General features: G+C 65.7%; 24 protein-coding genes and 1 pseudogene. 13 read left to right on the top strand and 12 right to left on the bottom strand.

Annotation, left to right across the window (positions count from 1 at the left end):
• Positions 1 to 15 precede the first annotated feature (15 nt).
• On the bottom strand, positions 16 to 3,987 hold the full coding sequence (gene mobF, locus AC3CCI_RS15840) for a MobF family relaxase (RefSeq protein ID WP_488628762.1): 3,972 nt from the start codon (positions 3,985 to 3,987) through the stop codon (positions 16 to 18).
• A gap of 369 nt (positions 3,988 to 4,356) precedes the next feature.
• Here mobF and AC3CCI_RS15835 point away from each other — a divergent pair, with 369 nt between their 5' ends.
• Together AC3CCI_RS15835 and AC3CCI_RS15830 are read left to right on the top strand one after the other, a co-directional pair.
• Positions 4,357 to 4,758: a hypothetical protein gene (locus AC3CCI_RS15835; RefSeq protein WP_488628733.1), complete on the top strand. Its 402-nt coding sequence runs from the start codon at positions 4,357 to 4,359 to the stop codon at positions 4,756 to 4,758.
• 48 nt (positions 4,759 to 4,806) lie between these two features.
• Positions 4,807 to 5,226: a helix-turn-helix domain-containing protein gene (locus AC3CCI_RS15830; RefSeq protein ID WP_488628761.1), complete on the top strand. Its 420-nt coding sequence runs from the start codon at positions 4,807 to 4,809 to the stop codon at positions 5,224 to 5,226.
• 86 nt (positions 5,227 to 5,312) lie between these two features.
• On the opposite strand, the gene AC3CCI_RS15825 is transcribed toward AC3CCI_RS15830, so the two are convergent.
• The 3 genes from AC3CCI_RS15825 to AC3CCI_RS15815 form a co-directional block, all read right to left on the bottom strand.
• On the bottom strand, positions 5,313 to 5,741 hold the full coding sequence (locus AC3CCI_RS15825) for a hypothetical protein (RefSeq protein WP_488628732.1): 429 nt from the start codon (positions 5,739 to 5,741) through the stop codon (positions 5,313 to 5,315).
• An 88-nt stretch (positions 5,742 to 5,829) separates the two neighbouring features.
• Entirely contained in the window at positions 5,830 to 6,744 is a 915-nt protein-coding gene (locus AC3CCI_RS15820) for an ArdC-like ssDNA-binding domain-containing protein (protein WP_488628731.1), read from the bottom strand.
• A 79-nt stretch (positions 6,745 to 6,823) separates the two neighbouring features.
• Entirely contained in the window at positions 6,824 to 7,033 is a 210-nt protein-coding gene (locus AC3CCI_RS15815; protein ID WP_488628730.1) for a hypothetical protein, read from the bottom strand.
• 333 nt (positions 7,034 to 7,366) lie between these two features.
• Between AC3CCI_RS15815 and AC3CCI_RS15810 the strand changes: the two genes are divergently transcribed.
• The gene (locus tag AC3CCI_RS15810; protein ID WP_488628729.1) at positions 7,367 to 7,546 is read left to right on the top strand and encodes a hypothetical protein; all 180 of its coding nucleotides are present in this window, start codon (positions 7,367 to 7,369) and stop codon (positions 7,544 to 7,546) included.
• Positions 7,547 to 7,742: 196 nt separating this feature from the next.
• On the opposite strand, the gene AC3CCI_RS15805 is transcribed toward AC3CCI_RS15810, so the two are convergent.
• The 5 genes from AC3CCI_RS15805 to AC3CCI_RS15785 form a co-directional block, all read right to left on the bottom strand.
• Positions 7,743 to 7,895 (bottom strand): hypothetical protein, encoded by a 153-nt coding sequence (locus AC3CCI_RS15805; protein ID WP_488628728.1) that lies wholly within the window; start codon positions 7,893 to 7,895, stop codon positions 7,743 to 7,745.
• 19 nt (positions 7,896 to 7,914) lie between these two features.
• Positions 7,915 to 8,250, bottom strand: coding sequence for a hypothetical protein (locus AC3CCI_RS15800; protein WP_488628727.1), 336 nt, complete (start codon positions 8,248 to 8,250; stop codon positions 7,915 to 7,917).
• A 45-nt stretch (positions 8,251 to 8,295) separates the two neighbouring features.
• Positions 8,296 to 8,577, bottom strand: coding sequence for a hypothetical protein (locus AC3CCI_RS15795; protein ID WP_488628726.1), 282 nt, complete (start codon positions 8,575 to 8,577; stop codon positions 8,296 to 8,298).
• Between the two features lie 592 nt (positions 8,578 to 9,169).
• Positions 9,170 to 9,901, bottom strand: a complete 732-nt coding sequence (locus tag AC3CCI_RS15790) for a hypothetical protein (protein WP_488628725.1) — start codon at positions 9,899 to 9,901, stop codon at positions 9,170 to 9,172.
• Positions 9,888 to 11,546 (bottom strand): N-6 DNA methylase, encoded by a 1,659-nt coding sequence (locus AC3CCI_RS15785; RefSeq protein ID WP_488628724.1) that lies wholly within the window; start codon positions 11,544 to 11,546, stop codon positions 9,888 to 9,890. The genes AC3CCI_RS15790 and AC3CCI_RS15785 overlap by 14 nt, the downstream gene beginning before the upstream one ends.
• 545 nt (positions 11,547 to 12,091) lie before the next feature.
• On the opposite strand from AC3CCI_RS15785, the gene AC3CCI_RS15780 reads away from it, so the two are divergent.
• The 7 genes from AC3CCI_RS15780 (at position 12,092) to AC3CCI_RS15750 (ending at position 16,930) form a co-directional block, all read left to right on the top strand.
• Entirely contained in the window at positions 12,092 to 12,928 is an 837-nt protein-coding gene (locus AC3CCI_RS15780; protein WP_488628723.1) for a hypothetical protein, read from the top strand.
• Between the two features lie 687 nt (positions 12,929 to 13,615).
• The gene (locus AC3CCI_RS15775; protein WP_488628722.1) at positions 13,616 to 13,801 is read left to right on the top strand and encodes a hypothetical protein; all 186 of its coding nucleotides are present in this window, start codon (positions 13,616 to 13,618) and stop codon (positions 13,799 to 13,801) included.
• A gap of 223 nt (positions 13,802 to 14,024) precedes the next feature.
• Positions 14,025 to 14,900: an alpha/beta hydrolase gene (locus AC3CCI_RS15770; RefSeq protein ID WP_488628760.1), complete on the top strand. Its 876-nt coding sequence runs from the start codon at positions 14,025 to 14,027 to the stop codon at positions 14,898 to 14,900.
• A gap of 124 nt (positions 14,901 to 15,024) precedes the next feature.
• Positions 15,025 to 15,225, top strand: a complete 201-nt coding sequence (locus tag AC3CCI_RS15765; RefSeq protein WP_488628721.1) for a hypothetical protein — start codon at positions 15,025 to 15,027, stop codon at positions 15,223 to 15,225.
• Between the two features lie 30 nt (positions 15,226 to 15,255).
• Positions 15,256 to 15,429 (top strand): hypothetical protein, encoded by a 174-nt coding sequence (locus tag AC3CCI_RS15760; RefSeq protein WP_488628720.1) that lies wholly within the window; start codon positions 15,256 to 15,258, stop codon positions 15,427 to 15,429.
• Positions 15,430 to 15,505: 76 nt separating this feature from the next.
• Positions 15,506 to 16,006 carry a hypothetical protein gene (locus tag AC3CCI_RS15755; RefSeq protein WP_488628719.1) on the top strand — a complete coding sequence of 167 codons (501 nt, stop codon included), beginning with the start codon at positions 15,506 to 15,508 and terminating at the stop codon, positions 16,004 to 16,006.
• 129 nt (positions 16,007 to 16,135) lie between these two features.
• Positions 16,136 to 16,930 (top strand): GH25 family lysozyme, encoded by a 795-nt coding sequence (locus tag AC3CCI_RS15750; RefSeq protein ID WP_488628718.1) that lies wholly within the window; start codon positions 16,136 to 16,138, stop codon positions 16,928 to 16,930.
• 63 nt (positions 16,931 to 16,993) lie between these two features.
• On the opposite strand, the gene AC3CCI_RS15745 is transcribed toward AC3CCI_RS15750, so the two are convergent.
• Together AC3CCI_RS15745 and AC3CCI_RS15740 are read right to left on the bottom strand one after the other, a co-directional pair.
• A complete protein-coding gene (locus AC3CCI_RS15745; protein WP_488628717.1) occupies positions 16,994 to 17,323 on the bottom strand; it encodes a hypothetical protein in 330 nt (109 codons plus the stop codon).
• A gap of 668 nt (positions 17,324 to 17,991) precedes the next feature.
• Positions 17,992 to 18,564, bottom strand: a pseudogene (locus tag AC3CCI_RS15740) (recombinase family protein).
• Between the two features lie 239 nt (positions 18,565 to 18,803).
• Between AC3CCI_RS15740 and AC3CCI_RS15735 the strand changes: the two are divergent.
• Both AC3CCI_RS15735 and AC3CCI_RS15730 read left to right on the top strand, forming a co-directional pair.
• On the top strand, positions 18,804 to 19,652 hold the full coding sequence (locus AC3CCI_RS15735) for a serine/threonine-protein kinase (RefSeq protein ID WP_488628716.1): 849 nt from the start codon (positions 18,804 to 18,806) through the stop codon (positions 19,650 to 19,652).
• Entirely contained in the window at positions 19,649 to 20,845 is a 1,197-nt protein-coding gene (locus tag AC3CCI_RS15730) for a hypothetical protein (protein WP_488628715.1), read from the top strand. The genes AC3CCI_RS15735 and AC3CCI_RS15730 overlap by 4 nt, the downstream gene beginning before the upstream one ends.
• A gap of 21 nt (positions 20,846 to 20,866) precedes the next feature.
• On the opposite strand, the gene AC3CCI_RS15725 is transcribed toward AC3CCI_RS15730, so the two are convergent.
• Positions 20,867 to 21,664, bottom strand: a complete 798-nt coding sequence (locus AC3CCI_RS15725) for a hypothetical protein (protein WP_488628714.1) — start codon at positions 21,662 to 21,664, stop codon at positions 20,867 to 20,869.
• Positions 21,665 to 22,475: 811 nt separating this feature from the next.
• Between AC3CCI_RS15725 and AC3CCI_RS15720 the strand changes: the two genes are divergently transcribed.
• Entirely contained in the window at positions 22,476 to 22,892 is a 417-nt protein-coding gene (locus AC3CCI_RS15720) for a DUF7882 family protein (protein ID WP_488628758.1), read from the top strand.
• Positions 22,893 to 23,410 lie beyond the last annotated feature (518 nt).

The raw sequence follows: 23,410 nt of genomic DNA, 5'->3' as shown, positions 1-23,410 counted from the left end.
AATCGTCCTAGCGAACTAGCGTTCGCGGGCATCGTCGCTGCGGGACCGGTCGCGACGCTGACGCTCGCGCTCGCGCTCGGCCGCCTCGCGTGCACCGCTGCGGCTAGGGTCCTGCGCCTCGGGGGCTCGGCCGGCGCGACGGAGCTGCGCGGCGGCACGGTCGGCCTGCGCCTTGTTGCGAGCCTGTAGGGCCTCAGCGACCGTCTGCGGCTTCCGTGCGGGCTGCGTGGGCGTCTGCGGCGTCTGCGGCGTCCGGGGCTGTGCGGGGCGCTGCGCTGCCTCTCGGGCCTGCTGGGCGACCGCGGCGGCCTGCTCGGCCGCGCGGGCGCGGACTGCCTGGTCGGCCGGCGGCTCCTTGATGAGCGCGGCCGACTTGTGCATGGCCGTCACGCGCTCTTGCAGCTCGGCACCGATCGCGCGCTCCCGGTACTGGTTCGGGATCGCGTCGGGGGTGGCCTCCTCGATCGCGTAGCGGCCGCGGAACGCGTCGACCTCGGCCGCGAGCTTGTTCCACTCGGCGCGACGCTCGGCGTCCGCCGGGACGTCTCCGAGCTGTTTGGCCCATTCGGGCTGCTCGGCCGCGATCGTCGCGCCGCGCTCCTCCAAGCGGACGGCGAGGTAGTCGTAGCGCTCGGCCAGGTGCTCGCGCCACGCGGGGTCGGTGTGGTGGGAGTCGAGCGCGCCGCGGTCGACGATCCACATCGGTACCCGGTTGTCGCGGTCGGCAGTACCGAACTCGGACGAGTAGGCGCGCACGTCGTCCTGGATGCGGGAGGCGAGCACGGCCGGCTTGTTGCGGGCGTTCTCGAGTGTGTCTTTCTCCCACGCCTGGTAGAGCGCGTCGGCGGGGTCGTAGCCGGCGCGCTCGGCACCGCGGAGGGAGGCCTGCAACGCGCCCCAGCCTTCGTCGTCGCGGAGCTGCTGCGCGGCCTCGGGGCCGACTGCGGTTCGGGTGATCTTCTCGAACCGCACTTCGTCGGCGCGCTCGGTGACGTCGCGGTACTCGTCGACCAGGGTCACCAGGTCGTCGACGCGGGCCTGCTCGGCGCGGATCGTCTCGTTGGCGCTCATCATGCCCTCCGAGTTGTTGGCGATCTGGGCGAGGACGTCGGACACGGGCTGGGCGTCGTCGACCTCGACGTAGAGCCGGTTCGACTCCTTGCCGCGGGTCATGGCCACGTACGCCAGGGACCGCGACGTCGACGAGTCCGCGAGGACGTGGGAGGTGTCGGCGGTGAGGCCCTGGGCGCGGTGGACGGTGGAGGCGTAGCCCAGCTCCACGTGGTCGCGCACGTAGTCAGCCGGCAGGGTGATGCGGCCGCCGTGGCCGTCGTGGGCGACAGAGAGGGAGCCGTCGCGGTTCACCTTGTCGACGGTCCAGAGGTCGTTGTTCTTCACCCGGTCGCGGCCGCGGTCGGTGCGGAGCCGGGAGTCGTTCTGGCGGGTGACGATGGTGTCGCCGCGGTGGGCGCGGAGCCCGTCTCGGAGGTCGGCCGCTTCGCGTCCGGTGACGGCACCCTCACTGATACGGAACGCCTGGGCGCGGGCGTTGAGGTCGGACACGGTGGCGTTCTGCTGCGCGAGCATCACGGATCGCTTGCCGGCGTTCGTGTCGGCCTGCCAGGCGGCGAATACTTCGCCGGTCATGCGGTCGACGTCGCCGCCGACGACGCGGCCCTGGTCCACGTACCAGGTGAACGGGTCGCCGGTCGTGGCCGGGTCGCGAAGCTTCTCGGAGGCGTCTGCCTCGGCGCGGTTCACGGTGCCGTCCGCGTTGCGGAACCGGTGGATGGTGTCGAGCTGCACGGAGCCGACCTCGCGCTCTAACAGGCGCAGCGCGCCGCCGGACTCCACGGCGTCGAGCTGGCGGGAGTCTCCGATGAGGCGGACGTGCGCGCCGTGGGCCTCGGCAACGTCGACAACCTTCGCGAGGTTGCGGGTGCCGGCCATGCCTGCCTCGTCGACCACGATCACGTCGCCGGGACGGATCTTCATCGCCTCGGGGTGCTCACTCTCGGGGGTGGCATCTCCGCGCAGCTCGTAGGCCTTCAAAAAGCCGTGGATCGTGTTCGCCTCGACGCCTACGGCTTCCTTGAACACGTCGGCCGCGGCCGCCGAGGGAGCGAGCCCGATCATGCGGGAGCCGGCCTGCTCGGTGGCGCGGGCGGCGAGGGCGAGGGCGGTCGTCTTGCCGGCACCTGCGGGGCCGGTGCCGACGAGGACGAGGCGATCGGACGTGGTGAACTCGCAGGCGAGGTTCCTCTGACCGTCGTCGAGCGGCCCAGTGTGCTCGGCCGCGGTGCGGTCGAATTCGGCCAGGCTGACGGGTGCGACGGTGCGCGTCCGAGCGGCGTCGATCAGGCGGTCCTCGGAGGCGAGGATGCCAGCGGACGTGTAGATCGCCCGGCCCTTGTGGACGTAGATGCTCTCCCCGTCCTTGCGGGTGAGGGGCTGGAATACGCCGTGCGTGGCCGGCGGGGTGACGGACACCGAATCGGTGTCGAGGGCGTGCCGGGTGATCGTCTCGACGGCCCCCTCGGGCACGTCGATGCCTGCGATGCGGGCGGCCTGGACGTACCGGCGCGCTTCGGCCTCGATCATGTGCGGGCCCCAGGTGGCGTGGTGCTCGGACACGGTGTCGACGACCTGCTGCGAGGCGGACTCGATGTCGAGGGGTTGGGGCTCGTCGGTGTCGGAGCTGGCGTCGCTGGCGCGCTGCGCGGCATCGCGAATGGCGGTGAACATGTCCGCGATCCCGTCACGGCCGACGACCTCGACGGCCCGGGCCTGCCACACGTCGCGGAGCGCGGACAGGGAGCGCGCGCGCTCCTTCGCCGGGCGGGTGTCTAGCGTGGCCTGCTGGGCGAGCTTGATCCGTGCGGCCTGGTTGGGCTGGCGGCCGTGGTCGCGGCGGTAGTCCTTTTCGAGGGCGGCGAGGGTCGTGCGAATGTCGGCCGAGCGGGTAGAGAAGCCCTTGGTCAGGCGGTCGTCAACCCCGGCAATCTCGACCACGGGGCGCTTGCCGGGGCTGACCTCGCGCAGCTCGGTGGCGACGCCGAGGGCGTCGGAGACACGCTCCATCACGCGGGAGTTGTAAAACTCCGAAGCGGCGACACCCTGACGGTGGAGAAGCTTGGAGTCGATGGTGCGCCACTTCCCATCGGACCCCTTCACCTTGTTGGCAACGACCAGGTGATCGTGAATTTGCGGGTCGCCGTTCCGGGAGTCGTAGTGGCGGAACTTCGTCGCGACGATGCCACCCTCGACGTCGATCTGGGCGACACCGTTTTTCCCGGAACGGGTGGCGATCGCCTCCCGTTCGAGGTAGCCCACGGTGTCCGCGATCGCGGCGTCGTGGGCCTGCTCGATCGCCTTCCGGGTGTCGTCATCCCCGAGGGCCCAGAGCGTCGACACGCTCTTGGATGGGGAGAACACCAGGTCGAAACCGGCGACGGCCTGACGGGTGGGCCGGGTCGCTGCGGTGATGTAGCGGCCCAGCTCCTCCTTGTCGGCGGGCTGCCGGCCCTTGGCCTGCCGGAACGCCTGCGCTCCCTCTCGGGTGCGGATCGCGCGGCGCTCGTTGACGTCGGGCTCGCGGTGCTCGGTGCGTTGGAAGCGTGCGTAGCCCTCGTCGATCGCCGCCGACAGGTCGGTACCTGCGGTGCCGTAGGCGTAGTAGGAGCTGCCGAGCTTCGCGGCGTCGGTGGCCTCCCCGACGCTCTTGCCGGCGGCCTGTGCGTCGGTGATGATCTGCTCCGCGTTCGGGTGCAGACCCTCACCAAACAGGGCCTTCATCTGGTCCTCGGTGACGGTGCCTGAGACGCCAAGTGCGGCGAGCCCAGACCCGAACCAGACACCGGGAGGGTTGCCGTCCGCGGTGTAGTAGTCGCCCAACTCGCGGCCCTGATCCCGCTTAACGTCACCGGTGGCCGTCTCGCTCGTGTAGTAGGCGTAGCCGTCCCCTGCGCTGAGCTTGTGCAGGGTCATCACGGGCGAAAGACTACCTCACTGATAAAGATGCCAGAGGTGTGACGATCTAGGGAGCGAGGAACGAGTGGACTGGCGGCCAGGCTCGTAGAGGCTGCGGCTGTGCTGGGAGACCGGGAAGAGAACGGGAGCGGCTGACGAGGAACGAGGAAAGTCGCGGGAGTGAACGTCGGTCGAGCAGCTAAGGCCGAGCCGCGCTCGTGGCTGCACGTCGGGCTCGGGAACCGGGCCGCGGGCAGACCGAGCCGCTGGCCCGACCAGGGCCACGACGACCCCGCCGGGATCGTCACCGGTGCCAGAGCACCGAGCCATCCCGAGCCGCACGAAGGGTGCGTGCATACTGGAGGCACCAATAGGAGGGGGCCGCTCATGGCTGAGGTTCGGAAGTCCGCCAAGCAGACCGAGGCGCGCCGCCGGGCGCGCGAGAAGGCTGCCGATTTCCGGGAACGGCAGGACAAGCTCGAACAGCTCGCGGTGGACTACTTTGTCGCCGCGGACTCACTCGATGAGATCGAGGTGGCGACCGAGAGGGAGGTCGCTGCCGTTCGCGCTCGTGCGGAGAAGCGGAGCACTGACGCCCGCACCGAAGCGGAGTCGGTTATGCAGAAGATGCTGGCTCTCGGCATCACACGCGCCGAGGTTGCATCGCGTCTCGGAGTCGCGTTACGCGACGTCAAGAAGGCACCGGCCGGGAACGACGGTGACACTTTCCCCACCGCGGCGACGCAGCCGACCGAAGGCGAGGGCGAGTCCGCCGAAGCGGCTGCGTAACAACGTGGCCGCTTCTTTGCGATCACGTAAGCCATACCTGTGACGGAAATGCTCGAAAGCACTATTTGTGAGTCCAGCTGCACCCTGGGCGCGGCTGAGGTCGGGGCTCAACTTGGTCTTGGTGCGGCGACGATCAACGCGTGGGCGAAGACAAACCGCATGCCGGCGTATCGGATCAGAAAGTCATGGCTCGTGCTGCGGGTGGAGTTCGAAGCTTGGATGGCGAGTACCTCGACCATCCCGGGACAGTCATCGTCGATGTGGCCTGACCCGCTGGCCTCGTTGCCGCCGTACCTCTCCCTCAATGAGACAGCCAAAGTTCTACGGGTGTCAGCTCCGACGCTGAGCCAGATGCTGACAGAGGGCGACATGCCGCACCATGACCTGGGGTCACGGAAGCGCATCAGCCTCGACGCTCTTCGTGCGTTTCTCGACAGTGTTCGAAACGACGCGCCACGCGTGCTTTGAAGCTTCGTCGACCATTGGCTCATGGCGGGGAGCGCGAGGGGCTGGCCCCTCGCCCGGCCGCTCGCGGGCGGCCGGGCACCGCCGGGTCAGGCGGGACAGGTCGAGCTGGTGACGGCCACGCGCACGTGGTCGTGATCGCACTCCCAGAAGTTCGCCAGAACGTCGGCCGCGATCCGGTCGGCGGCGACGCCGGTCGAGGCCGACTTGGGGAATGTCACGGTCACGGTGATGGTGTGCACGGGCTCGGGAGAGGCGGGGCCGTAACCGGCCCCTCCGTGCTCGTACGCCCACGCGATCGCGACGGCTTCGGCGGGTCCGTCTCCGAGCTGGCCGTACACGGCGCGGTGCTCGTCGTCGGTGTGAGCCGGGCGGCGGGTGCAGCTCCACGGGGTGCCGATGACGTCGACCGTTTCGGCCTGGCACTCGTACCCGTCGGGGTCGAGGTCGGCGGCGGGTGCTGCGGGGTCGAGCTGCTTGGGGGCGAGGTCCTGGGGGCGGCTGTAGGTGATGATCACGGCGGTTCTCCTGCGGGGTCTTGGGCTCTGGTGGCGGCTGGGCCGCTGGGGTGAGGGGCCGCGGCGCTAGCCGCGGCCCCGGCCGGTGTCAGGCGGCGTCTGCCTCGTCGGTGTCCTCGTCTTCGGGGTCGAGAATCGCGGCGATCTGGTGCGCGGTGGCGAGCACTTGGGCGGCGGCCTCGCGGATCAACTCGACGTCGGCGTCTGCCCATCCGGCGACGTAGCCGACGCTGTAGGCGCTGGTGTCGAACCCGACGAGCCCGGCGACGACGTAGGCGACGCTCTCGGCTTCTGTCTCCATGAGGCCGCGGTGCTCGGCGTACTCCGCGAGGTCGTCGACGTGGCCCATGAGCACGTGCGCCGTCTCGTGAATCATCGTTTTTGCGGCGTGCTCGGGGCTGAGGTGGTTCCCGATCACGACGCGCTGCCCCTCGGGGCCGCTGTAGCCGTTGCGGCCGCCGCTGAGGTCCTGGCGCTCCACGGTCCAGCCTTCGCCGTCCAGGTAGGCGCTGAGCGCGTCCACGATCCCGTGGTCATCGGCGCCGGTGAGCTGCCGGGCGATCGTGCGGTCCGTCTCCCCCTCGATCACGTCGGTTTGGGCGATATCGAACACGGAGAGGATGGGGAACCTGGCGACGCGCTTTTCCACCTCGTCACCGTTCTCGTCCTCCTCGGTCACCTTCTTGGTGCTGTAGCCGAAGATCCGCACGGCCTTCTCGCCCTTGCGGACCTGACGGCCGAGGCCCTGCCACTTGCGGAACCCCGCGACGCGCTCGGCGTCGGGGCGCTGGCTGAGGATCAACAACACGTTGTTGAGGCTGTACGAGTGGAACGCGGACGCGAACGTGAGAAATGCGGTCCAGCGGTCCGAGTCGCGGAGCGCCTCGACCTGCGTCGCGATCGACTCGTGAAGGGCGGCGGCCTGGGCCTTCTTCTCCTCCATGCTCTTGCGGGGCGCGGCGGTTTTAGCGGGGCGGCGGGTCTTGGTAGCGGTGGTGGTCATGGTTCCTGCTCCTGGGTCGATCGGTGATGATGGATGGAGCGGGAGGGACCTAGTTCGAATAGGTCCCTCCCGTCCTGTGTCACTCACTGTCGGTGCGGGTGAGGGTGTCGACGAACGTCATGACCTCGGGGCCGGTGATGGTCGCCGTGTGGGCGAGTTCCCACCCGTTCCGCGCGAACGTCGAAAGGTCCGAGTCGCGCTCGCCCAAATTGCGGAGCTGGCGCTGCAAATCGCCCTCCCCGACGACCGGAACGAACGTGGTCACGGTGGTTATCTGCTGCTTCTGCATTTGCTTCCTCTCCCTCTCGTTTTTTTGCCGTGAAGGCGGTTTTCCGCCTTAGCGACCGGAGGGCGCAGTGCAACCCGGAGGGCGGCAGGGGAGAGAATTTCGGCGCGAAATAAGGGAGCCCCGCGACCGCGTGCCGAAAATCTCGGAGGAGCCGGTGGCGTAGCCACTTGAACGGAGACCCGGAGGTGGCTACGAGGGAGCGCAGCGACCGAGCCGCCGAAGGCTTCACGGCAAAAAGACGTGCCCGAAGGGCACCCAGCGCCGCGCAGCGGCTCCCCGGGAGCGCAGCGACTCCCCCGGACTGCGCAGCGGGCGGTTCGCTACGGTCGACCCGTGATGATGCGAGTCGTAATCCTTCTAGGCGTCGGCGTCATGGTGGTCATCGCCGTGGTCGCGATGGTGCTCATGGTGAGAGACATTCGCGCCAATCGCTCTATGTCTCGCCGTGCACTCGTAACGCTCTGCGCGGCTGGCGTCGTCGGGGCTGCGACCATCGCCTACGCCGTCATCTGACGCAAGCTCTTTTCGGCTGGCACCGGTCTCGAGAACGGTCTGCGCGCACGAAGAAGCCCCCGCCCGGCTGGGGGGAGTCGGAATGCGGGGGCTGCTGCTGGCTAGCGGGTTAGGGGCCGCCCGGCAGCTCGTGGCCAGCTTGGGGCGAAGCTGACCGGGGCCAAGCTACGCGCGGCCCCTGACGGCTCTCTCGGGCTCAGTAGGGAGCGACCGAGGTCACGATGCGATCCTCGGGCAGCGTGGCGCGCACCTGGTCGATCGCGTCGGTCGGCGTCGGAGCGTTGACCTCGACGGCCACGGCCTCGGCGCTCGTGTCGCCCTTGGGACGGTGCCTGACGAACCAGCTCATGACCGGGCGCTACCCGCGGTCACGACGGCCACTCGTCCGGCTCGGGGCGCAGGCGGCCCGTCAGGGCCGACAGCTCGGCCTCGTGCTGGATCATCCACGCGACGGCGCTGTTCAGGCTGTCATCTCTGCGTAGCCAGGGCCGCCCGCCGGCATCGTCCCGGCCGTGGGCGTAGCAGTGGTAGACGATGCCACCCAACTCGGCGCGCGAGAGAACGTAGCCGAGGGGCGCAGAGCGAACCCGGCGGACCTGCCAGACACCGAACTGTCCCGGTGCCGGCGGCACCGCGAACGGGTGCGTCGGGATCGGCCGGCGCAGAATCTTCGCCGCTGCCTGTCCTGACCCTCGAACTCCCACGGCGGGAGCGTACGTTCCACCCCCGTCAAGACAGTTTGATTACCTCTAGCGCAGGCGAGCTCGCTGCCGCAGCTCTTCCACCGGGCAGACATCACCGATGAAAACGGCGGTCGCCTGCGCGTCCCACGTAATTACGTAGTCGTCGTCGCGCCCGGGCACGTTGAAGGTCGTCACGCGCGAAACGTGAGGAGTTCCATCGATGCCATGCCCGCGAGGATTGCCCTTGATCGCTCTCAACTCCGTACTGGCCGCCGAGTAGAGCAGAGGGTCGTTGTCGCGCCAGAAGCGAAGTCGCGCTTTTGTAGCGTCCTGATACCGAAGTTCCATCTACCTAGTCTAGCAGCCCAATGTGGGCGCATGGGATACGGGGTCATTCGGGCAGTTGGGTAGTAGACCAGAGTGGGTGTATTGTCAGTGACGAGTCATTGATTAGTCACTTGGAGGACCCGCATGACGATGATTGAAATCGACGTCGACGAACGTGGGCGTGCATCCCTGAAGAGTGGTGGCGTGGCCGCTGGCCGTTACCGCATCTCCGCCCTGCCTGGCGCGTTCAAGCTGGAACGGGTTCAGAGCCACACAGCAGCTGAGCTTCTAGCCCTAGGAGACTCTGACATCGTTGCGGCTCATAGGGCGATGCGCAGCTCGCCGGAACTTTTCACGCCAGCCGAAGACCTGCCGTAAAGCATCGACCGACACTGGGCCCTAGGAAACTGGGGCCCAGTGTCGTTTTTCTTTAGCGTCGGCTTCAGTAGCCGATGTGTCGACGACTCTGACCAGGAGCGGCCAAAGGTGCCCGAAAGACGATCGCCAGTCGGACGCGACGAATTTCTGAGGCATGCGTGCACTGCCGGGAGGTTCGTTGTACCCGGCTTTTTTGCAGATACGCGGCTGAGGTCAGCAGATGCTCGAACGCGGGTCAAGCCTTGCTGACGTGTCCGTCGAGCCCTTCGTACAGATCGAAGTTCCGCTCGCCGATCAGGGCGACAAGGGTGTTGAAAGCCTCAGCTAGTGGGACCTCGGTAGCGAGGTCGTTCGCCTCGAACGCGCGAAGCGAAGGCGCCGTGTCATTGAGGTCGGCCAGAAGGACGTAGAACTTCTCGTACTGCTCATCACGCCCCGCTGGGTCCTGACGGCCAGTAAACAGTCGCAAGCGGGGACCCGCGTTAAGGAACGTGGATTTGCGTCGCCCAGTGCCGTCGCTCTCGGCACCGACGTCGAAGATGAGCAACGCGGCCAAGACGGCGTAGGGGAAGCGTCGGTGCAGGGTGACCGCTTCATTGAGGAGGTCGGCGCGGCGGTTTGTGAGGTTTTTTTGGAAGTTCAGCGTCTTGCCGTCGCGGAAGAGAATCGTCTTGACGCTGACGGCGAGAATCAGACCCGACTCCTCGGTGGCCCAGGTGACGTCGACCTTCTTTGCGCCGATGCCGCCTGCGAGCCGCCGCTCGGCACCGCTCGTGCCGGCCTCCCCTGGTCCGGTGGGTCGTGCGCCGTCCATGCCTCGCGCGCGCAACTCTGACGAGACCGCGAGAGCGACTGCCGCAGACAACTTCTCGTTGTAGTTCTTCTTCGTCGCCTGGGGGGCGTCGTTCCCAGGCTTGGATCCGCAAGAGCGGATCGCAGCGATCAGCCGGTCGTCAACCGTTGCCACGTCGGCTCCTCGCTTCCCGTCGACCGGCCAGCGCCGCACGCGCGGCGCGAATCTCTGCGACTTCGTGTCGGCGCATGCCGAGAGCACGAACTAGGAGCACATCGTCGACGAGCTTCGCCGCGTCCAGGACGTTTCCGTTGCGCAGCTTCCCTGCTACCTGTGGCCGGATCGCGAGCAAGTCGTCCCTCGCGGCCTCTACGACCGAGGGTGATGGTAGGGCCCACAAGTCGGCTTCGCCGGGCTCCATCTTCAACATGCCCCCGCCGTATGCGCGGCCGGTGAATTCTGCGCCGAGCATAGTGACTGAGTTGAGAGCGGCGACGGGCAGGAGCTCGCGGCCGAGCTTCTTGTGCTCGGCCGTGAGGTAGATCCCGTGGACGGAGTTGAGGTGTAGCGCTCCGGCGCTGTTGGTCGTCAGGCGCGGAGTGTCGGCGTTCATGTAGGTCAGCAGCATGTCGGCCTTAGCGACGAGGGGCACTCGCCACCAGTCTTTCCGCACGCGGCACTTGTAGGCCGTGTGAACGGCGTCGGCCTCGCCCTGGGCAATGTATGCGAGGGCCGCATCGGAGGGGTCGACTGAGGGACGGAACAGCATGGTTCTTTTCCCCGCCCGTCCCAGCTCAGTGTGAGCACGAGTCGAGAACTCGAGCCCTCTCAGGTGGCTTGATCCTGGCGGGGAGAGACGTAATACCTCACGGGGAAGCAGGCCTAGCTGCTCTACCTGGTCGGGGCTAAGTGCGAAGTACTTGTTGTTGCCGGTGACCATGCCCAGCGTCGTCTCGCCCCAGGTCTTCAATGCCGTGAACGTGCCGCCGAGGATGAGCTTCGCGTAGATGCCGGCCGCTTCTGGGCTGACCGTCGACCCGGACCATTTTGCGGACGGGTCGGTCGGGGTCCAGGTCGCGGCTGCCGGCATGTCGAGGGTCAGCGCGTCTGCATCTTGAACTTGCCGGATGCGGGCATGGTCGGTGGAGCCGCCGTAACCGTCGGCCAGCAGCAGCAGAGCCTCCGTCTCGGCCTCCGCAAACACCCGCTCCTCGAACAGAACGAGGTCCACCCGCGAGAAGTTCTCGAACAGGAACCGCCGCACTGGAGCGGCGTAGTTCGCGTGCAGCAGCTCCGCCGGAAGGACGTAGCCAAGACGTCCGCCAGGTTGCAGGCTCAACGCGCCGTGCACCGTGAAGGCTGCCCATGACGACGCCAGCCCGGAGAGCGCCACGCCGCCTCGCAGCGCAGCGGCGCGTGCCTTCGCGCGCGACTCGCCGGCGAAGTCCTGGAACCGGATGTAGGGCGGGTTTCCGACGACGGCCGAGTAACGGGCCGCCGCGGGGGTGTCGAAGAAGTCGCCCACCGCCATGTCGACACTGCCGCCCGCATCTGCGATCCGCTCAGCGCCGAAGTCAGCGCTCCATTGATGCAGCTCCACCCCGTGCACATGAGGTTCGGTGGCGCCGAGGTCATGCAGACGGGCGACGGCATGCACAAGGAACTCGGCGTCACCGGCGGAAGGTTCCAGCACGGCATCCTGCGGCGTGCGAACGGCCCAATCCGCCACGAACGCTGCGATCTTGGGAGGCGTGAAGAACGCTCCTCGCGCCTTCCGCAGAGGCGCGCTGTCGAGCGGATCGCGCGCACCAAGAGTCACCACACCATCTTGCCCTGTATCAGCGACGTTTCACTCCGCTGACTACCGCGCCGCCCCACAAGACGGACTGATCACGCGGTTCGGTCGAACCACCCGCGCCCCGCCGTCAGTTCCGGCTCACGGACTCGTGTAGCTGGACACAGAAGTAGCCCCTGGCCGTCATCGCCGCGGCGACTCAGGTCAAGGGCTACCCCGTCACAGCAGAGTCGGCAGACACGACGTCTGGCCCAACCGTTCTCACTGCCGCGCGGGATCCTGGACTTCCGTTGCGGTCTGGCTGCTGTAGACACAACGGTAGCGGAACTTGTCGCCCAACGCAACCTACCCATCGTCAGCGTAGCACTATCGGCTAGGAATTGCTAGGATTAGTTGTCTGCGTAGGGTCAAACCCGTGGTTTGCGTGATGCCTCAGCCATGGTTTGTGTAGCGTAGTATGAGATCACTCCATCGTAATTTCCTGGAAGGTGCCCGACATGGATGCAGTTGACGTGTCTCGGGAGCGTGCAACCCAGCTGGCTGGTCGCCTGGCTCGGAAGCGAGTAGCGGTGCGATCGTCGTTCATCGTCTCGATGGACCCAGAAACCCCGCCACCCATGACGCTGATGATGCGCGGTGGCCGAGGTGGCGAGGTAAAGCTGAAACTTCTTCTCTCGATGCTCTGGATAGCGGTCAAGGAGCCCTACGACGTCCGGCAACCGGCCCGGGTGTGGGCAGAGCTGCTCGGACTAGACGAACCGGAAACCCGAGGGGCAGCTCGAGTCAACGCAGCGGTTCGACGCCTCGTGGAAGGTGACTTCCTTGAAGTCGACAAGCGGCCAGGCCAGCCGTCTCGCCTGATCCTCCGGGAGGAGACCGGTCGGGGTGCCGCGTATACGCATCCGGGTAGCCACTGGGAGAAACGCGAAGGCCTAGCTCTGCCCAAGAACGCACCCCGGTACACGCAGCTACCAACAGGGCTCTGGACTCAGGGCTGGATGGCAACACTGAGCACATCCGCTGTCGCCATGCTTCTGGTCCTGCTCGAACAGACTCGCGGTAAGTACTACGACGACCTCTGGTTCTCCCCCTCTGTAGCCGCGAAGCGATACGGGCTGAGCGAGACCACTCGCCGCAAGGGAATCGATGAACTCGACACTCTTGGAATCATCACAGTGGATCGGGTTCCGGTTGGCCGTGGCTCACTGTCGGCGATTCGACGGCGGAACACGTACTCGGTCGATCTTGCGCGGCTGGACGAGCGCCCCGAGGACAAAGCAAAACGGCTGCTCGTACCTCGACCAGGCGCGCAGGCGCGCGAAACCGACTTCGCGGAATTGATCGAGGACATGAAGCGAAGGCAGGCGGCTGCAATGGCCGAGAGTTCCGTCGCGGCCGCTGAATAGCTGAACCCCCGTCGGCTACAGGATCATCGAGGCGATGACGTGACTGTTGAAGCTGCAAAGCAGATCTTCTAGGCCCTGGCCTTCCGGCGAATGTAAGTAGACATGGCCTCCCAAGCCGTGGCCTCTTCAACAGGCGTGCACTCCGCCTTGCCCTCACTTGAGGTCGCCGTGAATGGGCGCGACTGCTCCTGCGCCTTCACCGTGAGCCGGCCCCTCCTGGTGATGGTGACAAACCTGTGCAAACCCCCTGCTCCTTCAGACCATCTGTAGTCAACGCGAAACTTCCACTCGTGACGGTCCCTCTCCCACCAGGGGCCGTCACGTCGATCTGTGAATGGCACTTTGCGAGCGAGGGCTTCCTTGGCAAATTGCTTGGCCAACCGCTGCCACACTGCCCACGCAGTCTCTGTTGTCATGCCCGCAATTTAGTCCGCGAATTTCTGGAGCCATGAGACGCAGGCCACTACGAGCGCGCCAGGGTTCTCCCCGCTGCGGTTCTCTGCCTGCGAAGACACCGTGGGCATGGTCGAGATGGCCCTCGACCAGCACCGCGGTGATCTCGACACCTGCCGTCCACGTCGACGTCGTTTGGGCTCTGAAGTTTGGAACCAGACAGAAAAATGCGGGTGAGAACTCGCGTGCCCCTCTCGTGGCAACAATGTCGGCGGGTACCGCTACGGTCCGGCCATGGAAATGCTTCACACGGGCCTTGGAGCCCTCATCGCGGCCATCGGAGTCGCCTTCGTCGCGCTCGTAGCAACCAAGACTGCAGCCGGGCTCTGGATCGTCGTCAGTCTGGTCGGGCGCGGGCTGTACTGGGCGACGATCGGCTGGTGGGTCAATCGCATGAAGCGTGCCGTCATGGGCTACTGAGGCGTCTCGATAGACGATCGGCCACCGATCCACGGCGGAGGCTAGCCACTCCCCCGCAGCTACGGGGCGCCGACTGTCTCGATAGGTCAGTCCGAAACGTATCTCGGTGAACGATCCCCTATCGGACGCCTCTCACCGACTCGAATGCTTCTCGAGGTGGACGACATCGGTGCACCCAGCTGGTCCACTTGTCCCATGACCAACAGCACTACGCAAGCTCGTTCTGCGCCCTGCCACTGCTCGCTCGAGACCGGACACCATGCGGTCAACTGATCCGGCTCGTGTCGCATCGAAGATCGCTCACGGGTCTAAGGACACGGTCTCCGTTCGCTATTACGGCCCAACAGCGGGCGGGGAATCGGCCTCAGGCCCCACCCTGCTCTGGCTGCATGGCGGTGGCTTCTTCCGAGGCAGCCTCGACCAACCGGAAGCACATGACGTTGCAGGAGCGCTCGCACGGCAGGGACTGGCTGTGGCCACCGTGGGCTACCGCTTGGCGCCTCCTCCGGGCTTGAGCTGGGTCAGATCACGGACAGGACGTGCTCGAGGGCGATTCCCTCTGCCATTGGATGACGTCCTCGCGGCGTATCGCGAAGTGAGTGCTCGATCACCTGAAGGCGTGATCCTAGGTGGGGCAAGTGCGGGGGCGTGTCTCGCCGCCGCGGCCACCCTTCGTGCCATGGATGAGGGTCTTCGCCCGGAAGGCGCCATCTTCGTCTACGGCTTCTTCCACTCCGAGCACCCTCGAGCGCGAGACCCTCGTCAGCGATCTCGTCAGCACCGCCGGATCACTCACGCTCCGTGGGCGCTGGACGTGATGAACCGCAACTACGCCGGGTCGAGAGCTTCACTGAGCCATCGCCTCGCATTCCCGGGTGGCCACGAACTCGGCGACTTCCCTCGCACCCTCGTCGTCAATGCCGAGCACGACAACATGCGCGCATCCGGTGACCTCTTCGCCGCCGAACTCGGCGCCACGGGAGTCGATCTGGAGCATCACGTCCTCCCTGGGACACGGCACGCATTCCTGAATAGGCCCGCCCTCGACGAGTTCGCCACGACGATCTCCATGATCGGTGCATGGAGCCAAGACGGTTGACGATCACGGGCGCGGCTGGTGCCGCGTCTCGGGCTGGCCGAACCACCACGAGACCGGTGACCGATCCCCATCTGGGACGGCCTCTGAAGCGATCAACGATCCATCTCATGACAGGATCTGCACCGTGACCCTCGCGCTCGTGTGCCTCACCGCAGGCCTCACAGGTCTTTGTGCCGGCGTGTTCCTCCTTCGGAACCGAGAGGTCGTCAGTGCGAAGTTCAGCGTCGCGGCCGGCGTGGTGATCATCGTCGGATCGCTGGTACCGCTGTTGATCGGTGCCGTGGTGCTGCTGGTGACGGTGGCGCCGGGCATCTCCATCTCGTAGCCGGCCATCGACGCTCTCGAAAGGACCCCGGTGGCGTTCTCCCTGACCTTGATCATCGTCGGCGCCCTCGGCGTGGTCGGCGGCATCTGGCTGGCGATGGACAAGCGCGCAGCGAGCGTCGTCGGTGGCGTGATCATCGCGCTGCTTTCCCCGGTGCCGGTGCTCGTCGGGGTGGTCTTCCTCACCTGGGACACTTCCGTCTGACGAGTCATCCGCAGGGCGCACCCCTTTCGGGCGCCAGGCGGACGCGTCCGTGGTCGCCGTCGCTGAGGATGGGCAGATGGACGAGTACGCCCCGCCCCGGCTCGGCCGGCAGCTGCTTCTGCTCGTCGGCCTGTTCTTGGTCATCGGGCTCATCGTCGCGGGTGTCGTGGCGGCGCCGATCATCGCGGTGAACACGAAGCTGAACGAGCCGGGCGAGTACGGCGTCTGCAACCCCTTCTCCACGCGCTGCCACGACGTACCGCTTGAGACCATCAGCGCCGTGACAGGGGTGGACTTCCCCGAGGGGGCCAAGGTCATCACCTCGGAGGCCGTGGAGCATTCGATGCTGGGCATGGGCATCGAGTACGTCGAGGGCGCCGTCGAGGTGCCCGACGGCTGGGTCATCGAGCAACTGCCGGACAGTCCCGGGTACTCCACGATGGTCGAGCAGGAGCTCCTAGACCTCGGGGCCGACTCGATCGTCGTCTCCTCAGAGAGGACGGGCTACCTGCAGCACGGTCAGGGACAGGTCGGCGGCCAGAACGTCGTTGCGGTCTGGAGGCGCACCAACCCCTGAGACCAACCGGCTCGCTCGACGCCCCGCGAGCTGCAGCACGCACTGGGATCATCTGCCGGAACCGGTAGCGGGTTCGAGAACGTGCCCGCTCGCCCTGCCCCCGTAGCCTCGTCTCCTGTGGAGCCCAACGTGAACGAACACGAGAACAGAGACGACGCCTCAGCCCGAGCAGGCGCGCTTCCTCGACGACGCCGACAGCGCCGAGTCGCCATCTCGGCCGCCGCAGTCGCCCTCACGTTGCTCGTCATCGCCGCACTTCTCTTCACGGGCACGCTCTGGCCCACTCGCACAGCGGCCCTCCGGTACCCGGTGCAGGGCGTCGACGTGTCCGCGTACCAAGGCACGATCAACTGGGACGTCCTGGCGTCGCAGGACATCGACTTCGCCTGGATCAAGGCGACGGAAGGCTCGAGCTACCAAGACCCCCGGTTCGCCCGCAACTGGGCCGAAGCCCACGACACCGACCTGCTCGTCGGCGCCTACCACTTTCTCAGCGTCGACAGCCCGGGAACCGACCAAGCAGCCAACGTCATAGCCACCGTCTCCCGGAACCGGGGCGACCTGCCCGTCGTGGTCGACGTCGAGTGCTACGCCAAGTACTGCGATAGCCCTCCCCCGGCAGCCACAGTCAAGGAAGCGCTGGACCCGCTCCTGCTTGCCATCGAACAGCACTACGGCCGACCGGCCGTGCTGTACGCGACCCGCGACTGGTACGAGCGATACCTCGCCGGGAGCTACCCCGACAACCCCATCTGGTTCCGCTCGGTCGCCACCTCCCCGCATCTCACCGACCACCGCGACTGGGCCTTTTGGCAGTGGTCGGCACGCGAGCAGCTCGACGGGTACGACGGCGACGAAAAGTTCATCGATATGAACGCCTTCAGAGGCAACCGCGAAGAACTGGAGTCGTTGCTGCTGCCCTGACACCCCGCCGTCGCGTCCGCCCTGACGCCCGGAGCAGGATCCCCTATCGGGCGTCGTGGCTGACTAGGTCCAGTCGTCGGGCAGGCTTGTCCCAAGCCGCTTCTCGGAGTTTCGCGATGATGAGGTGCGTTTCTGCCGTTCCTGTTCCTCGAACTTCGCGTTCCAAGCTGCTTGTTCTGCCCGGTTTAGACGAGCGTCCTTGATGCCTCTGTAGATGAAGCCAACGAACAGGACGACGAAGACGCCTAGCCAGAGCATCCACGAGGCAAAGGTGGGCACGTCGAAAATGGCTCGGTACAGGAATGTCCCCTGCACGCCCATCGCAGCCATGGTCAAACCAGCAGTACGAACCCCGCGCTGAGTTTTTCCCGGAAGAGGGTCGTACTTGTTCATGGCCACCTCCGAGTATCGGACCACTTTGTGCCCAGCTCCCTGGACGATGGCTTACCGGACGCTGCACCTACCAATTCAGGTTCAGGAAGCTAAGAACGATGCCCAATGTTCCGATGGCCACAAAGCCGATTCCGGCGGCTTTGGCGTTCCGTGAGGTGTAGGCACCATCAACTCCCTCGCGACCGGGCACTCGACTGCTCGTCTTTCCTAGCCAAGACGCGAGAGACGCTGAGTTCCGGAGGACAAGAGCACCCGAGACCAGCAGCACAAGACCGACGATGAGAGCGGGCCAGAACACAGTCATGCCCTGAGGCTAGGGCCCCGTGCGGTATTTGGGTTAGGGACCGGCGACCGGGCAGACCTGCGAGGGGTGTTCGCTCTATGTTCGTACTCATGCCCAAGCCCGCACGTAAACCTGCAGGTTGGGCGGTCGTCCCCTTGTACGCCGCCGGGGTCGCATTCATCGCCGACAGCTCGTACCGGTGGGCGACGACTGTCCCTGATGACTTCACGGAATGGTCCTCAGGAAGAAGCCTTGCCCTTCCGGGCTGGGGCTGGATAGCGCTCGGATATGGCTTGGGTCTCGCGATGCTCGCGTTCGCAACTCATGCCGAGCGGTGGCGTCGACGCTGGAGGTAGCGGACCCGCTGCTTCCGTTGAGCCCAAGCTCATTGGGCCTGCTCTCCACGCTGGATGGCTCGATACACCGTTGACCGGGCGACACCGAATAGCTCGGCGATTTCGCTCGTGGTGTGCTCTCCGGTGCGGTGCAGCTGCACGAGGTGCTTCTCCTGCGAGGCGGTGAGCTTGGGCTTTCGTCCGCGAAGCTTGCCAGCGGCCTACGCGATCGCCATGCCCTCCCGCGTGCGGGCACGGATCAGGTCTGCCTCGAACTCGGCCACCATCCCGAGGACATTGAACAGCAGCCGGCCCACGGGATCGGTGGGGTCGTAGACCGCTCCCCCGAGGTTCAGGGCGACACCCTTTTTCGTCAGCTCGTCGGCAATGTCTGTCGCGTCACGGAGGGACTGGGCCAACCGGTCGAGCTTCGTGACCACGAGGACGTCGCCGGCGCGGCAGGCAGCGAGCGCCTCGCGGAGGCCTGGCCGTGCTCGAGTCGTCCCTGAGAGGCCGTGGTCAACATGCACGTGTTGATCGCCAACACCGAGCGCTGAAAGACCATCACGTTGTGCTGCGAGATCCTGTCCGGACGTTGAGACGCGGGCGTAGCCGATGAGCATGCGACGGCTGTAGCGTTTGCACCCCCTTCACCGGGCAATTTTGCGGGACAGGCATACGCGAATCCGCAGGCCAGGCGCCACTTGATCTCGGCCGACCGTGGCAGGCCCCGAAGAGTGTCCCGATGAACGACCGCCTATCGGACACCTCTAGCCGCTCACCAATGTCACCTGTTTGCGGCCTAGAACCTTTAGTTGAAGATGCGTCAGTATGAAAGCTGGATGATCAGACAGGGGAATGCGTGAACCAGCCGACATTGACGCCGGCAGACGCCGCGACCGCGGTCGGGGGAACGACATCGACGTTCCTCGGCGCGGGGACATTCGGGGAGACATGGCGGGTCGACGATGTCCTCATCGACGGTGAACCTCGTTCGGCGGCCGTCAAGTTCCTACAGCCACACAACTTCCACCCGGGCTTGGTGGAGCGCGAGATCGCGGGCCTAACGGACATCTCGAGCCGGCGGATCATGGGGTTGCACGAGGTTCGCACGGTCTCAATCGGCGGTACGGACTACACCGCATTGCTTTGCGAATACCTGCCGGGTGGCAGTGTCCAGGACAACCTGGCCACCGACGGGGTCCCTGGGCAAGCGGACGCCCTTGCGTTCGCCACGGAGCTCCTGCATGCGGTTAAGCAACTGCATGCCGTAGACCGGGTGCACCGTGATCTGAAACCCGAGAACATCATGCTCCGCAACGGCAGCTGGGACAGCCCGGTCCTGATCGACCTGGGACTGTCGAAAGCCGCCACGGAGACGACGATGACGCGCTACCCACAGAGGGTGGGGTCGCTGCTGTTCATGGCGCCGGAGCAGCTGCGCGGCGAACGCGCCCGAAAGAGCTCTGATCTGTGGGCGTGCGGCGTAATCCTCTTCACCGTCCTGACTGGGCAGCACCCCTACATCACCTCCCTCAGCGGGAAAACTGAAGACGAGGTTGCGGAAGAGATCACGGGCCCCCCTCGAGCGCTTCCCGCACACCTCCCCGACGCCCTCCGCGAGGTCGTTCTCCGACTGCTGAGCGAGGACGCGTTCGAGCGCGGTACCGCGAAGCGTGCCCTCAAGGACCTGCGAAAGGCCACCAAGTGACAGACCAGCCCACCACCGCATCCCTGAACCGCATGCTCCGCGGGAAGGTCCCCACCTTCATCACCCAGCGCAGTGCACAGCACATGAACCGGCTTCCGGAGGTGTTCGACGCGCTCATGGATGAGCACGGCAAGAAGCTCGGCGTCGGGACCGCGATGAAGATGTGGGGCAACACCGAATCCGCGATCAGCAAGTACTTTTCCTCGGTCGGGACCGTCCCGCTGCGCATCGCAGACCCCGTGTTGTTCCGACACCCACTTTCCACCTGGGAGGGGATAGGAAAACTCGAGCCCGCGAAACGTGATCCCACCTTCACGTTCTACAACACGCTCCCCACCGCCGTGGACGCAGCGTGGATACGCAACGTCATCCGGGCCCAGTACCGGGTGGGCGCCACCGTCGCGCTCTCGGCCACGGGATGGGTCGGGACGATCAATGCCGCGGCAGCGCTGGACCAGGCGATGTTGATCGTGCGCGAGAGCCGAGCAGTCGTGGAAGACGGTCCCATGTTCGTCAACCTGACGATGGACAAGCAGTGGCTGATTAATCGGGAGCTGCGAAACCTGCTACTCCGCGAGCTAGTGGAGTCGAACGAGCAACACTGGTACCTGCGATTTTGGTGGCCGGACACCGCAAACTCCTATGGCCAACTCGCCGACCCAGACATCCTCCGCGGGTACCGCATCCTTACCGAGACCGCTGCGCGCGAGGACAAGAAACTTTTTCTCGCCAATGCGTCCCTCACCGGGTGGCTCATGGGCGCCTTCGGCGCTGCAGGGTTCTCGACCGGTGCGTCCGCTGCCGATCAGACGTTCGCACGACCACGACCGATGGGTCGCCGGCCTGGGCAGGCGCCCCCGAAGGAAATCCCGAGACTCTTCGACCGTTTCTTGCTGCACACGATGGATGCCACCGTCTTCGATCGCCTCCGAGCCCTCCCCGGACACCGCGACTTTCGAACTAGGTTCCTCGATGAAATCGACAGAGACGGGCACTCTAAGCCGGTCGCAGGGCTGCACTACCTTAACGCGGTTGGAAACCTTCAAGCCAAGATGCAGCCTGCGGTCCGTGTTGCCTTTGCGCGCCGCGCGATCGATCGCGGACTTGGATGGGTGAACGCGCTAGCTCAAGTCGACAAACCGGCCGGAGCCAACAGTCCTACCCACCTCCCCGTCTGGCAGACGATCCGCTGACACGTCACGGACCACCGCAAGTCAGTCGGGGGGTGTGTTCGTCGGGGGGAACCAGCCGAACACAGGTGACACCTGTCCGGTGCGTTCTCCGCGTGACCAGAGGGCGTGACTTCGTTCGGCTAGGAGCTCACGACCAACGGCGGTTGCCCGGCGGTCAAGCACTCGATGTGGGCGAGCGATGACGCGGTGACGCCTAGTGTCCGCGTTGACCAGGATCACTCCGACGCCGCGCTGGGCGATGGCATTGACCTGATCCTGCAGAGAACCGCTGGAGCGTTCGTCAAGGGCGATATATGCCGCATCGGCGGAATGGTACTGGTCCCGCGCCTGGTTGAAGGCGCGGAACCAGTCGCGCAGCTTAGCCTCAACCGTCACGACGCGCCGCCCAATTGGCGCTGTTCCCGGACAAAGCACGACGTCCTTGGCTTGCAGTTGTAGCCACCCCAGCTGTTCCAGCATCGGCAACGCGGAGCGCCGTAAATACTCCGGCGGTAAGCCTGTCCCTCGAGCGATGTCGCCGCGATCGAGACTACCGGCGCGGCGAAGGAGCTGCACGATCCGCACTTCACGATCGCTGCTCAGCGGCTGGACCGCATGGGCGGCTCGCGCCCTGAGCGCGACTGGGTCGAATCGAACCATAACCAGATCGGGCACCCCGCGCGCCGCCGGGACTTCCCGGAAGGTGACGACGTCAGGATCTCCGCGCCGGAACACAGAGTCCGCCACAGTAGGTGAAAGCGCTTCGACGAGGTCCGTTTCGTATCGAAATTTGCCCGTCGTCGTTGGCATCTCCGACGACGTGGTTATGGACCTGGTCATCGCGTGCGGCTTCGACGACGACGCCCTGGCGCCGTCTGAACGAACTGCATCACAGTCATGGTCCCACCCTAGGTGGAACCGACACGGCACGCCTGGACCCTCCTCGTCGTTTGATGACCTACGTCACCCGACTCGGGGCAGGGGCGCCGGACGGCTGGCGATGGAAAGGTGGACCATTCGCCGTCGGATGCTTGTGGCGCTGACCACTGCGACAAAGTCAGTCCAGGCCGCGAATGCCCTCGCGCTGCCGGCCAAGGTTCTGATCGATGGAGCTCACCCGGATGTACACCACGACCCACGTTTTCTGCTGCATCATTCCTAGACCCTGACGCGTATCTGTGGCGAAAGGAGCGAGACACGCTCTAATGCCACGCACGCCGTGACACTAATTGGCCGTTGCATTGGGGTATGCCCCAGTGAATCTCCACCTAGGCACTTCGCGGGGCGCAGACCTAGCAACTTCCCTTCCTTATGTCCAGATCTATTTCGTTAGGGGCTGCACCCACCAGCCTTACAGGACCCGAGAACGGTTCAGGTTCTCGAGGTGCGCAGCTCGCCCCCCTCCCCCGTGGGCGCGTACGGGCTGCTGGCGGCGGGGTCCTGTCGGGTCAGGACCCCGCCCCTTCTGTTCGGGCGATGTACTCTCAAAGCTCTGAGGAGAGCTAAGCGGACACATCACCGATGTGGTTTCGTCACCACAGGTGGCACCGCCAAAACGGCCGGCACAGTGCGCAGTGACATCCGCACACCATTCACAGCCCAAACTCTGCTGCCAGCACCGTTTGGCTTCCCCTTATCGGAGCGCCCTCTCATGGGATACATCGTCTACGACGGCGACGTCCTCGAATTCAAGGTCGAAGACCGCCTCCTCGCCCACCTTCAAATCGTCATCATCAATAAGTTCCGCCAGAACGAATCCTTCATGTTCTCTTGGAAAGAACCCATCGAAACCGGTGACGGCCGCTCCACCGTCTGGTTCTCCCCTCACATCAGCTTGCGATTCAAATTCGCCGGCAGCCGAACCGTGGACATCAACCCCACCTGGCTTGCCGCCCTCTACGCCAGCGCTTCCTCCGGCCGTGGCCTTTACCCAGAACCGGAACCCACCCAGGACCCCAAAACTCACCTCCCCGGCACCACCGGAAACCAAGTCGACTGGGCCAATGACCGTGCAGAAACGGCAAAGACCCGAGCCGCACGACCTTCAGCAAGCTTCAAAACCACCTGACGGAACCGCCAGATCAAATGGGTCTCGACACCAGAAACTAGGGTGCTTATCCTTTCTTCTGTTTGGGGTGGTTCCCCAGCACGGACCAGCAGCAAATACCGCTACCTGATCCGAGGCGACGAGTGTGGTTTCACGACGTGCCCATACCTGAACCTGGGCACGCAGTCCCTCCCTCAGCCTGACCGTGAAAGACCCTGGACCGCGAACGCGGGACAGGAAGAGGGCCGGAAAGCAACGACGCTTTCTGGCCCTTTCCCCGTCCGCCCTCACGACATATTCTGACAATGTCGGCTGAGCGGTCATCACCCGGACCCCGCCGGCTGGACGCCCTGCCGCACCTCTCGCATCCCGGCAGGGCGTCCCCAACCAGGATCGCTCACGGGACGATCGACAGCCGCGACCACTCCCCCAGATCTCCGGGCGACAGGCCGTCCCCGGCAGCCACCGATTCGGCCGTGACACTCCCCCGGGACGACGCCTGATCTCACAGCCGTATTCCAAGAACGAGGGCCGGTGAG

The sequence above is a fragment of the Frigoribacterium sp. CF331 genome, from assembly GCF_057787905.1.
Note: the sequence above shows the minus strand (reverse complement) of the source record. Positions and strands in the feature narration are given on the sequence as shown.

What these genes read in the sequence shown, in the direction of transcription:
- mobF (WP_488628762.1), bottom strand. Translation starts at nt 3,987, where the DNA reads ATGACCCTGCACAAGCTCAGCGCAGGGGACGGCTACGCCTACTACACG.
- AC3CCI_RS15835 (WP_488628733.1), top strand. Translation starts at nt 4,357, where the DNA reads ATGGCTGAGGTTCGGAAGTCCGCCAAGCAGACCGAGGCGCGCCGCCGG.
- AC3CCI_RS15830 (WP_488628761.1), top strand. Translation starts at nt 4,807, where the DNA reads ATGCTCGAAAGCACTATTTGTGAGTCCAGCTGCACCCTGGGCGCGGCT.
- AC3CCI_RS15820 (WP_488628731.1), bottom strand. Translation starts at nt 6,744, where the DNA reads ATGACCACCACCGCTACCAAGACCCGCCGCCCCGCTAAAACCGCCGCG.
- AC3CCI_RS15815 (WP_488628730.1), bottom strand. Translation starts at nt 7,033, where the DNA reads ATGCAGAAGCAGCAGATAACCACCGTGACCACGTTCGTTCCGGTCGTC.
- AC3CCI_RS15805 (WP_488628728.1), bottom strand. Translation starts at nt 7,895, where the DNA reads ATGAGCTGGTTCGTCAGGCACCGTCCCAAGGGCGACACGAGCGCCGAG.
- AC3CCI_RS15795 (WP_488628726.1), bottom strand. Translation starts at nt 8,577, where the DNA reads ATGGAACTTCGGTATCAGGACGCTACAAAAGCGCGACTTCGCTTCTGG.
- AC3CCI_RS15775 (WP_488628722.1), top strand. Translation starts at nt 13,616, where the DNA reads ATGGAAATGCTTCACACGGGCCTTGGAGCCCTCATCGCGGCCATCGGA.
- AC3CCI_RS15755 (WP_488628719.1), top strand. Translation starts at nt 15,506, where the DNA reads ATGGACGAGTACGCCCCGCCCCGGCTCGGCCGGCAGCTGCTTCTGCTC.
- AC3CCI_RS15745 (WP_488628717.1), bottom strand. Translation starts at nt 17,323, where the DNA reads ATGAACAAGTACGACCCTCTTCCGGGAAAAACTCAGCGCGGGGTTCGT.
- AC3CCI_RS15725 (WP_488628714.1), bottom strand. Translation starts at nt 21,664, where the DNA reads ATGACCAGGTCCATAACCACGTCGTCGGAGATGCCAACGACGACGGGC.
- AC3CCI_RS15720 (WP_488628758.1), top strand. Translation starts at nt 22,476, where the DNA reads ATGGGATACATCGTCTACGACGGCGACGTCCTCGAATTCAAGGTCGAA.